Origin of the sequence: Aeromonas sp. QDB56 (assembly GCF_027705505.1) — a bacterium.
In the GTDB taxonomy this organism is placed as follows: Bacteria; Pseudomonadota; Gammaproteobacteria; order Enterobacterales; family Aeromonadaceae; genus Aeromonas; species Aeromonas caviae.
Genome location: NZ_JAPDBZ010000045.1, coordinates 17840 through 27786 on the forward strand (window position 1 = coordinate 17840; position 9947 = coordinate 27786).

The 9947-nt window shown below is 65.1% G+C and carries 12 protein-coding genes; all 12 read right to left on the minus strand.

The features are described from left to right. Nucleotides 1–54 precede the first annotated feature (54 nt). The 12 genes from OKB81_RS09445 to OKB81_RS09500 all read right to left on the minus strand — a co-directional run bounded on the left by OKB81_RS09445 (nucleotide 55) and on the right by OKB81_RS09500 (nucleotide 9753). Nucleotides 55–597, minus strand: coding sequence for a DUF3833 domain-containing protein (locus OKB81_RS09445; RefSeq protein WP_080768134.1), 543 nt, complete (start codon nucleotides 595–597; stop codon nucleotides 55–57). An 11-nt stretch (nucleotides 598–608) separates the two neighbouring features. Continuing rightward, nucleotides 609–1151 carry a chalcone isomerase family protein gene (locus OKB81_RS09450; RefSeq protein WP_039041350.1) on the minus strand — a complete coding sequence of 181 codons (543 nt, stop codon included), beginning with the start codon at nucleotides 1149–1151 and terminating at the stop codon, nucleotides 609–611. Further along, nucleotides 1108–1326, minus strand: a complete 219-nt coding sequence (locus tag OKB81_RS09455) for a TIGR02450 family Trp-rich protein (RefSeq protein ID WP_042880015.1) — start codon at nucleotides 1324–1326, stop codon at nucleotides 1108–1110. Before OKB81_RS09455 ends, OKB81_RS09450 begins: the two co-directional genes overlap by 44 nt. After that, nucleotides 1323–1802 carry a DUF2878 domain-containing protein gene (locus OKB81_RS09460; protein WP_119197393.1) on the minus strand — a complete coding sequence of 160 codons (480 nt, stop codon included), beginning with the start codon at nucleotides 1800–1802 and terminating at the stop codon, nucleotides 1323–1325. The genes OKB81_RS09455 and OKB81_RS09460 overlap by 4 nt, the downstream gene beginning before the upstream one ends. Before the next feature lie 2 nt (nucleotides 1803–1804). Then, nucleotides 1805–3061, minus strand: a complete 1257-nt coding sequence (locus OKB81_RS09465) for an SAM-dependent methyltransferase (RefSeq protein ID WP_039041352.1) — start codon at nucleotides 3059–3061, stop codon at nucleotides 1805–1807. A gap of 106 nt (nucleotides 3062–3167) precedes the next feature. Further along, nucleotides 3168–3947: a DUF1365 domain-containing protein gene (locus OKB81_RS09470; protein WP_160836555.1), complete on the minus strand. Its 780-nt coding sequence runs from the start codon at nucleotides 3945–3947 to the stop codon at nucleotides 3168–3170. After that, nucleotides 3944–5203: an NAD(P)/FAD-dependent oxidoreductase gene (locus OKB81_RS09475; protein WP_109113187.1), complete on the minus strand. Its 1260-nt coding sequence runs from the start codon at nucleotides 5201–5203 to the stop codon at nucleotides 3944–3946. Before OKB81_RS09475 ends, OKB81_RS09470 begins: the two co-directional genes overlap by 4 nt. After that, a complete protein-coding gene (locus OKB81_RS09480; RefSeq protein ID WP_109113188.1) occupies nucleotides 5200–5934 on the minus strand; it encodes an SDR family NAD(P)-dependent oxidoreductase in 735 nt (244 codons plus the stop codon). Before OKB81_RS09480 ends, OKB81_RS09475 begins: the two co-directional genes overlap by 4 nt. After that, nucleotides 5931–6359, minus strand: a complete 429-nt coding sequence (locus OKB81_RS09485; protein WP_109113189.1) for a nuclear transport factor 2 family protein — start codon at nucleotides 6357–6359, stop codon at nucleotides 5931–5933. Before OKB81_RS09485 ends, OKB81_RS09480 begins: the two co-directional genes overlap by 4 nt. A 1-nt stretch (nucleotide 6360) precedes the next feature. After that, nucleotides 6361–7785, minus strand: coding sequence for a deoxyribodipyrimidine photo-lyase (gene phrB, locus OKB81_RS09490; protein WP_103858959.1), 1425 nt, complete (start codon nucleotides 7783–7785; stop codon nucleotides 6361–6363). Beyond that, entirely contained in the window at nucleotides 7782–8669 is an 888-nt protein-coding gene (locus tag OKB81_RS09495; RefSeq protein ID WP_103858958.1) for a MerR family transcriptional regulator, read from the minus strand. The genes phrB and OKB81_RS09495 overlap by 4 nt, the downstream gene beginning before the upstream one ends. Before the next feature lie 139 nt (nucleotides 8670–8808). Beyond that, nucleotides 8809–9753, minus strand: a complete 945-nt coding sequence (locus OKB81_RS09500; protein ID WP_160836556.1) for a YbgA family protein — start codon at nucleotides 9751–9753, stop codon at nucleotides 8809–8811. Between the last annotated feature and the right edge of the window lie 194 nt (nucleotides 9754–9947).

The window sequence follows — 9947 nt, forward strand, 5'->3', positions numbered from 1 at the left end:
GTGCCTTGCCGATCCATAGCCAGTGGCTATCGTCGGCAAAAAATGCATCGGCTTTCATTGCTCAAGCCGTTCGATATAGAGGATCACCTCGCCGAGGTGAATGCCGAACTTGCTGATCTTCGCGCGGTTGATCAGGCGATCGTCGTCCAGCAGATACATCCAGTCATCAAAGCTCACCCTCACCACGCTCTCATCCGGCAGTGCCAGATCGAGTTGATAACGCCAATTGAGGGCAAAGCCCTCTGTCTTGCCTACCGCCTCCCCCACCACGTCTGAAGCCGTGCCGCGCCAGTGGCCATCCGCCCCCTTGCTCAAAAACCAGGTGCGGGTCTGCCGACGACCATCATCGAAGTAGAACTGCTCGAACAGCTCCCCCTTGCCCTCTCGCCAGTGCCCCTGCATCTCGACCCGAAAGCGACTGGTCACTTCGCCGCTGCGGTCCGTCACCAGGCCGTGGGCCACCAGCTTGCCATTGAAGAAACGGGCGAGATCCCAGCCCGGCCGGGAGCCGCGATAATCGTCAAGACCCGCGCCGCAACCAGAGAGCCACAGCAGGGGCAGCAACCAGGCAAGACGCCACCAGGAAGAGAACTTCATGGAATACTCCATCAGGATTGGCCGCGCAGGCGGCGGGTCAGGGCGGGATCCCGGCTGTCGTCAGTCAGCCAGATGGCAAGAAACGCGGGGGCGAAGGCGGGATCATCAAGAGAGCCAAGGAGGCGATCTCGCAACCAGAAGTGGCCCGTGCCTTGCTCGTCCACATAAAAAACCAGCTTGTCGCCGGGGACGACATCCGGCCAGAGCGTGGCCAGTCGAGCCAGCCAGCGTTGGCGCTCACTCTCGCTGCCAAGGCCGAGCCGCTGCCACTCGGCGGCGGTCGCCTCCAGCAGATCCTGGCGCTCGATGGCCCTCGCGTAGGTAATGCTGAGGGCCTGCGGGTAGCGCCCCGGCTGATAGCGACCGCTCTCGCTGTAGAGGGTGGCGTCATAGAGCTTGAACCAGAGCCAGCGCATCTCCCCCTGTCCCACGGTTCGCAGCCCCTGCCAGGGGGCGGCAACACTCTGGGCGGTCGCAAGCAGTGGCAGGCTCAAGGCCGCCAGCAGCAGGCTAGTTCCACCCCATGTGCCAACGGGCGGGATCCTCCAGTTCATGCCAGTCCATCTCCTGTTCCTGCAGGGTGTTGATATCCTGCATCACCACGCTCGCCAGATGCCCCTGGGCATCGCGCTGGCAGGCCACCACCAGGTAGAAACGATCGGCCAGCTCGCACTGGCCATCCCTGGTCCACTTGGAAAACAACAAGGTGTCGGTCGAAAAGGTGTTCATCTCGTCTCACCCTCCAGCTTGACCGTTACCCACAGGAGTACGGGTAACCACCACATCCAGATCACCGCCAGCAGCACTGCGCTTGTCCAGATGCCCCAGGGTAAGTTTACTGCCCCCATGGCGGCCCCCGCCATATAGGAGGAGGCCCCCCCCACCATGCCGAACAGCCCCTGTTGCCAGCGCGGCAAGGGGCGAAGCCAGGGAAGGCCGTGGGAGAGGGTCAGGGCGAAACCGCACCAGAGCAGCAACAGCCAGAGCGGAAAACCGGACGGAAAGTGAAACAGGCCGAGGCGCCAGAGCAGGATGTCGAGCAGGCAGCCTGCCAGGGCGACCGGGATGAGGCGCCAGTCCTGCCCGCGGCGGGGGGAGAAGATGAAATGGAGCAGCAGCATCCCGAGCAGCGGGCCCGGTTGCTGCCATCTCACCGCCAGCAACCAGTAGAGGTTGAATCCCAGCAGGTGGGCCCACTGCCACATGATCAGCGACCGTGTGCCGGCAAGTCCCCGGACCAGCCATGGGGCCCCGGCTTGGCGGCCTCCAGTTGCACCAGGCTGATGGCCCGCTCCCAGAATCCCCCTTCACAGTAGGCGAAATAGAAGTGCCAGAGCCGGATGAAATCCTGGCTGTAACCGAGCTTGGGCAGCTCCGGGGCCAGCGCCAGGAAGCGTTCGCACCAGTGGGCCAGGGTACGGGCATAGTGGTGGCCGTGATCGTGCAGCCGTACCAGCTGCATGTCGGTCTCCCGCGCCAGCAGACCCGCCATCTGGGAGACGCAGGGCAGGCAGCCTCCCGGGAAGATGTAGCGCTGGATGAAGTCCACCCCGCGCAGATACTGGGCGTGACGCTGATCGGCGATGGTGATGGCCTGGATCAGCAGGCGTCCGCCGGGCTTGAGCAGGCGCGACAACTGGCGGAAATAGTCGGGCAGGAAGGCGTGCCCCACCGCCTCGATCATCTCGATGGAGACCAGCTTGTCATAGCGTCCCTCCAGCTTGCGGTAATCCTCCAGCAGCAAGGTGATGCGATCCCCCAGCCCCTCCCGCTCGATCCACGCCTTGGCATAGTCGTGCTGGGCCCGGGAGATGGTAGTGGTGGTGACCCGACAACCATAGTGACGGGCCGCATAGACGGCAAGACCGCCCCAGCCGGTGCCTATCTCCAGCAGGTGGTCGTCCGGCCCAAGCTCAAGCCGCTCACAGATGGTGCGCAGCTTGGCCTGCTGCCCCTCCTCCAGGGTGGCGTCCGGGTGGGGATAGATGGCGCTCGAATACTGCATGTGATCGTCGAGAAAGCCCTGATAGAGGGTGTTGCCAAGGTCATAGTGGGCGGCGATGTTGGCGCGCGAACCGGTCAGGGTATTGCGATTGAACCAGTGGCGCACCTTGTTGAACGGGAAGCTGAGCCAGCCGAGGCGGCGTTCCAGGGCGTCGAGCAGCGGCAGATTGCGGGCCAGCAAGCGCACCAGTGCCACCGGCTCCGGGCTGGTCCAGAGACCCTCCACCCAGGTTTCTCCTGCGGCGATGCTGCCCCCCAGCAGCAGGCGGCGATAAAACGCCGGATCCTGCACCACCAGCTCGGCATGCAGGTCGCTGCCCGCCTTGCCGAAACGGTGGCACTCGCTGCCGTCGTGGAGCACCAGCTGGCCCTGCTCAAGGCGCGCCAGCAATTTGAGCAGCAGTTGCTTGGCCCCCTTGTCGATGAAAGAGGCAGAGAGGGTTGATTGAGCAAGTTCCATTAGCGGCTCTCCGAATGGGTCAAGAGTGGGGTCGTTCGGTTGGGATGAACCCGCACCATGGGCTGCTGACAACACCAGGAAGCGGAATTAAACGGGTGTGTCAGCGTCACGGGCGGCTCTCCGGATGGGTGAAGACGGGGGTGCGTTTGATAAAAAGGCGCAGGGCCTGCCAGTAGATCCCGAGCAGCACCTTCAGGGTCATCCAGGGCCAGCGAGCCAGCAGTGCCGCCAGCCCCTTGCGCGACAGCGGCGCGCGGCGCAGGGCCAGGGTGGCGTCAAACAGCTTGCTCTCACCGGATACGGGGTGGCTCTCGATATGGATCAGCGCCTCCTCTTTCGGCGCCCGGATGCGCCAGTGGTAGCGCATCCCCAGTCCCATGAAGGGGGAGACATGAAAATCCTTGTCATGGGGGGAGAGCGCCGCCAGATCCAGCAGGTAGTAGTGGCGCTCGTTCCAGGGGGTATTGGAGACCTCCGCCAGCAGGTAGCGGGTCTCCCCCGCCCGATCGCAGAAGTAGAAATTGACCGGGCTGAAATAAAACCCGAGGCAGCGCACGTTGCCAAGGAGCAGCACCCGCCCGCCGGGCTCCGCATCCCCCCCGAGGGCCGCCACCTTGTCCCAGACCGCCTGCTTGAGGGGCCCTTCGCTGCCCCGCAGATAGTCCTCGCGGCGAAACGAGAGCAGTCCGGCCCGCTCCACGGCAAACCAGCGCCCCTGCTCAAGCCTGGGCAATTCGTCCAGATCCAGCCCCAGCATGAAGAGGCTGTATGAAAAAGCGTGGGCCCTTGGGGCGAAGCGGCGATGGCGCACCGAGCCTTGCCAGATGGCGCTGATCCCCTCCCCCATTCCCTCGTCCCCTTGCGTCAAGGCCGCGGCGCCGCTCATAGCTCGGCCCCGAAGCGTCTGGCCACGTCCAGGGCGCTGCGCACCCCGTCCTCGTGAAAACCGTTGTACCAGTAAGCCCCGCAGAAGTGGGTGCGCTGATGGCCACAGATCTCGCCCCGTCGCTGCTGGGCGGCGATGGAGCCCTGATTGAATACCGGATGATGATAGACGAAACGGCGCAACACCTTGCTCTCGTCCACCCGTCCACGGGGATTGAGGCTGACGCAGAAAGGCGCTGGGGAGCTCACCCCCTGCAGGATGTTCATGTTGTAGCTCACCAGGGGGCGCGCCCCGTCATCCTCACCGAGCTGGTAGTTCCAGCTCGCCCACGCCTTGCGGCGCATCGGCAGGCAGGAGGCGTCGGTGTGCAGCCAGACGTCGTTGGCCTGATAGGGCATGTTCCCGAGGATGGCCCTCTCTCCCTCGCTCGCATCCGCCAGCAGGGCCAGGGCCTGATCGCTGTGACAGGCGAAGATCACCTCGTCAAAATGGGCCTCCTGCCCCTGGCTGGTGACCACGACGCCATCCGCCACCCGGCGCACCGCCTCCACCGGGGTAGCGAGGCGGATGCGCGACTGCCAGCCCGCCGTGAGCGGCCCTATGTACTCTCGCGAGCCTCCCGGGATCACATACCACTGAGGTCGGTTCGCCACCTCCAGCAGCCCGTGGTTGGCGAAAAACCGCAGAAAGAAGCTCAAGGGGAAGGCACGCATGTCCGCCAGGGTGGAGGACCAGATGGCCGCTCCCATGGGCAGGATGTAGTGGCGGGCGAAATAGTCGCTGAATTTCCCCGCCAGCAGGAAGTCCCCCAGGGTCAGATCGGGGGTCAGCTCCCGCTGGCGATGCGCGGCCAGCCAGGCCCGCGCCTCCCGGTTGAAGCGCAGGATCTCGGCGACGAAGCGATAGAAGCGCGGGCTCAGCAGATTGCGGCGCCGGGCGAACAGGGTATCGAGGTTGTGGCCGTTGTACTCCATCCCCTCGGGACTCTTGACCGAGAAGCTCATCTCGGCGGGTTGGCGCCCCACCCCGATGCGCTCCAGCAATTTGAGGAAGTTGGGATAGGTACGGTCATTGAAGACGATGAAGCCGGTGTCGATGGCATAGTGGCGCCCAGCCTGTTCCACCTCCACGGTGGCGGTGTGGCCTCCCAGGGTCGGCGCCGCCTCTAACAGGGTGATGTCATGCAGCTTGTGGAGCAGAAAACCGGCGGTGAGACCGGAGATACCGGAGCCGACGATGGCGATCTTTTTCTTCATGAAGGGCGTCCTTTCGAAACGAGTGTGCGGCCAAGGCGCAGCCAGAGCCCCGTCGGCAGGGCGCCGAGCAGGCGCAGCAGCCAGATGAAGCGACGGGGAAAGTGGATCTGGTGGCGACCGGCGGCAAGCCCCGTCATGATGGCACGGGAAGCCTCTTCCACCGTCACCAGGCAGGGCATGGGAAAATCATTCTTGTCGGTGAGCGGCGTCTGCACGAAGCCCGGGCGGATCAGGGTCACCCCGATGCCCTTGCTGGCCAGATCCAGGCGCAGCGTATTCGCCAGATAATCGAGGGCCGCCTTGGAGGCGCCATAGGCCTCCGCCCGTGGCAGGGGCAGCCAGCTCACCGAGGAGCTGACGATGGCAAGCCGTCCACCTGCCCCCAGCCGCGGCAGCAAGGCGGCCAGGGCGTTGCCGGTGGCGATGAGGTTGGTCTCGATGACCCGGGCAAACAGGGCGCCGTCAAAGCCTTCTGCCGGATCCATGTACTCGCAGTTGCCCGCATTGAGAATGAGCAGGTCGAGGGCGGGCAGGCTTGCGGCCACCCCGGCCATGGCGGCGCTGTCGCGCGCATCGAATCGCAAAGGGGTGATCCCCTGGTCGGCAAGTGCCTGCAAGCGCACCTCGTCCCGGCCACAACCCCACACCTGCCAGCCGGCGCGCCGATAATCCAGCGCCAGCTGGCGGCCGATGCCCGAGGTGGCCCCGGTGATCAGCACCCGGCCGCTCATGTTCCCAGCCTCCCCTTGATGGCCCGTACCACGGGCCCCAGCAGCGGCAACTGCTCGTAGAGCATGGCCCCGAGATCGAAGTAGTCCCGGTGCAGGCACACCTTGCCCCAGGAGTCGAACGTCAGCCGGGTGGCCCCCTCCACCCTGACGGCCCGGCCACCGGCAATCCTGGGGTGGGAGAAGGTCATGACCCAGGCGAGCCAGGCTTCGTTGCCCGACTGCTGCTGACTCGTTATCTCGAAACTGCACTGGGCAAGGCGCTCATATAGGGAGGAAAAGTAGCGGATGAGCGCGGCCAGCCCCTCTATCCGGTGCGCAGGATCGATGAAGAGCACCTCATCGGCATAGACCTCCGGCAAGCGGTGCAACTGATGCTTGTCCAGTTGCAGGTAGAGGATGACAAAGCGGGCCAGCGCGTCATTCATGCTAGTTTTTCTCCAGTTCGCGGAACATCTCGATGGCCCTCACCCGTGCAACGGCATGATCCACCATGGGGGCCGGATAATCCTGCCGCCCCTTGAGCCGCAACCAGTCGTGGGGCTCGTGGAGATAGGCAGCAGGCACATCCGCCAGCTCAGTGACCCAGGTACGAATGAACTCCCCTTGTGGATCAAATCGTTGCCCCTGGGTGGTGGGGTTGAAGACCCGGAAATAGGGCGCCGCATCGGCCCCGGTCCCCGCCGCCCACTGCCAGCCGCCATTGTTGGCCGCCAGATCCCCGTCGATGAGCCGACTCATGAAGTAGTCCTCCCCAAGCCGCCAGTGGATATGGAGATCCTTGGTGAGGAAGCTCGCCACTATCATCCGCAGCCGGTTGTGCATCCAGCCGGTGGCGTTGAGGCAACGCATGGCCGCATCGACCACGGGGTAGCCGGTGCGCCCCTCGCACCAGGCGGCGAAGGCATCCGGATCCCAGCTCCACGGCAGGGCCGCCGTCTCCGGCTTGAAGGGGCGGTTCATGGAGAGGCTCGGGATCAGCACCAGCAAGTGGCGGTAGAACTCGCGCCAGATGAGCTCGTTGAGCCAGACGAAACCGGGTTGGGCCTTCGACTGGGGCCGGTAGCCGAGACGCTGCTGCAGCGCCCCCACGCACTGGCGGGCACTGATGATGCCCGCCGCCAGATAGGGGGAGAGCACGGAGGTGCCCGCCAGCGCCGGAAAGTCCCGGGTCTCGCCGTAGTCGAGCACCGCCTGATCCAGAAAAGCGTGCAACCGGCGGCTCGCCTCGGCCTCCCCCACCGGCCAGCGGGTGTCCGCCGTCAGATCCCCCAGCCCGTCGTCCACCCACTCTCGCTCGGCCAGGGGCAGCCACGGTAACGGCTCGCCGCGTGGTGCGGGGGCACGGTGAATGACGAAGCCATCCTCCTCGAGAGCCTTGAGCCAGGCGCGGCTGAAGGGGGTGAAGACCTTGAACATCTCCCCCGACCCGGTCAGTACCCGACCGGGCGGCAGCACGCAGCAGCCGTTGAACCAGTGGCTGGTCATGCCCTGCTCCCCCAGCGCGGCGCTGACGGCGTGGTCGCGGCGCAGCTCGTCAATCTCGATGGCCTGGTTGGCGTAGAGCTGGCTCACCCCGAGCTCCCGGCAAAGCGCCGTCAGCGCCGTCGGCACCTCGGCAAAGGTCTCGACCCGCAGCAAATGAAGCGGAATGCCGAGGGCCGCCAGCTCTCGTCCCATGGCATCCACCTGTGCCAGCATGAAGCGCTGGCGGACCGGGGCCAGCTTGTGCGTCTGCCACTGGGTCGGCGAGACGATGAAGAGTGCGGCGACCGGTTCATCTCCGGCGCAGGCGTGGCGCAGGGCCGGGTTATCGGCCAGACGCAGATCGTTGCGAAACCAGACCAGCCTCATGACGGTGTTCTCCCGCCCTTGCCCTTCGCCTTGGCTGTGCGGGTCGTCGCACTGACCTCTGCCAGGGTGGCGTGCCAGTTGCGGGCACGCCGCCACGGCTCATCGTAGAGGCGTCCCAGCTCGCCAAAGAAGCGGGTACCCTCAGGCCATTCGGAGGCCAGGTCCTGCTTGCCGAGCCCGGCCCCCAGCAGGATCAGCCAGGGAGGAGTGGCGCGCCCCTCCAGCAGGGTGGCATGGCGGGGCTCCACCGCCCCCAGCAGTTGCACCTCATAACCCTGACCGATGAGCTCATACGCAGCCCAGACCAGATCCAGCGGCCCCACCTGCCCCCAGCTTGCCAGGGTGACGGGGATGCCCTTCTCCTGCTCGATGAGGTGGCGGGCGAAGCGGGTATGCAGCCAGCCGAGCCACACCTGTTGCAGCAGCTCGCCATCGGGGCGCTCGCGCCACAGCCCCAGCAGCCGCTCCACCAGGGGCTGCAGCACCCGACTGCGCACCAGCTCGAAGGGGTAGCTCGCCAGCAGATCGCCAAGCTCGGCCTCCGCCTTGCGCTGGTTGAAGGCAAGCAGCGCCTGGCTGAACTGCTCCAGGGTCTGCTGCCAGTGATCGCTCACTGGCGCACTCTGGGGCTCGCTCAGGAGCCCCTTCACCTGACCTATGCTCACCCCCCGCTCCAGCCAGCTCAGGATCTCGCCTATCTGGCGGATATCCTGCTCGCTGTAGAGGCGATGGCCCTTCTCGGTTCGGGCCGGTTGCACCAGCCCGTAGCGGCGCTGCCAGGCGCGCAGGGTGACGGCGTTGACGCCGGTGAGGCGGGAGACCTCGCGAATGGGGTAGACGCCCTCGTCGGGGAGAGGCGCGGCTGCTTGTGATTCATCAGACATGAGAGAGTCCATCAGACGTTGGGAAGAGGCCCCGGTGATCCGCCGGGGCCTGCACAGGGTGTTCAGAGCCCGTAGCGCAGCTTGAGCGTGTCGGGATGAAGGTCGAGGTAGGCCTGATCGGCCAAATCCAGCCACACCTTCACAGCCCGTAACGCAATTTCAGCGTGTCGGGATGGGGATTGAGGTACACCTGCTCGGCGAGATAGGGGTTCGGGTACTCGCGCAGGTAGTGGCGGATCAGGGTAAGGGGCACCAGCAACGGGAAGACCCCGGTGCGGTACTTGTCGATGGTGTCGCACAGCTCCTGCTTCTGGGCCGGGGTCAGCACCCGCTTGAAGTAGCCCTGCAGGTGCATCAGCACATTGGTGTGGCTGCAGCGGTTGGCCCGCAGGGTCAGCGCCGCCATCAACCCCTGGATGTAGCTGTCGGCCACCTCCTGCAGGTTGGCCTTGCCAAGGTTGGCGAGCAGGCGCCCCAGCGCCCGGTAGTGGGTGGTGGCGTGGGAGAGCACCAGGTACTTGTAGCGTGAATGGAAGCGGATCAGGGCTGAGGCGGTGATCCCCCGGGCGCAGAGCTGCTGCCAGTCGTGATAGGCGAAGACCCGCAGCACGAAGTTCTCCCGCAGGATGGGGTCGCACAGGCGGCCATCTTCCTCCACCGGCAGCAGGGGGTTGGCCTCCATCAGCGCCTTGGCGAAGAGGCCGACCCCCTCCTTGGCGCTCCCCTCGTTGTTGGCGCCATAGATGCGCACCCGCTCCATGCCGCAGCTGGGGGACTTGGCGCAGAGGATGTAGCCGGAGAGGAAGTCGAGCTGGCGTGCCTTCTGCTCGCTGAAGGCAATCAGCTTGTCGGTGACGTCGAAGCTGCCGTTGCTTGCCTCGGCCCGCACCTCGCCCTGGCGCTTCACCAGCCGGATGGCGGCGCGGGGAGCGCCGAGGCCAATGGCCATCTCGGGGCAGACGGGGTGATAGTCGAAATGGGCGCCCAGATCCCGTTCGCAGAAACTGGAGCGTTTGTGGCCCCCGTCGAAGCGCACTTCCTGGCCGAGCAGACAGGCACTGATACCGACATTGATCTTGTACATGATGAAGCCCCTTGTATAAGCCTTGAGTTCGTTATAGCAGTTATACAAAAAATTGGAAGCCGTATAACTATTGCGAACTGATACGGCCAGGGGGCGGCGGGCGGATCAGCCCCCATAAAAAAAGGTTCTTCGCGGGATCTTGGGGAAGTGGAAGTTGACAGACAGGGTGCTGGTAAACTGGCTGTCTCCAAACA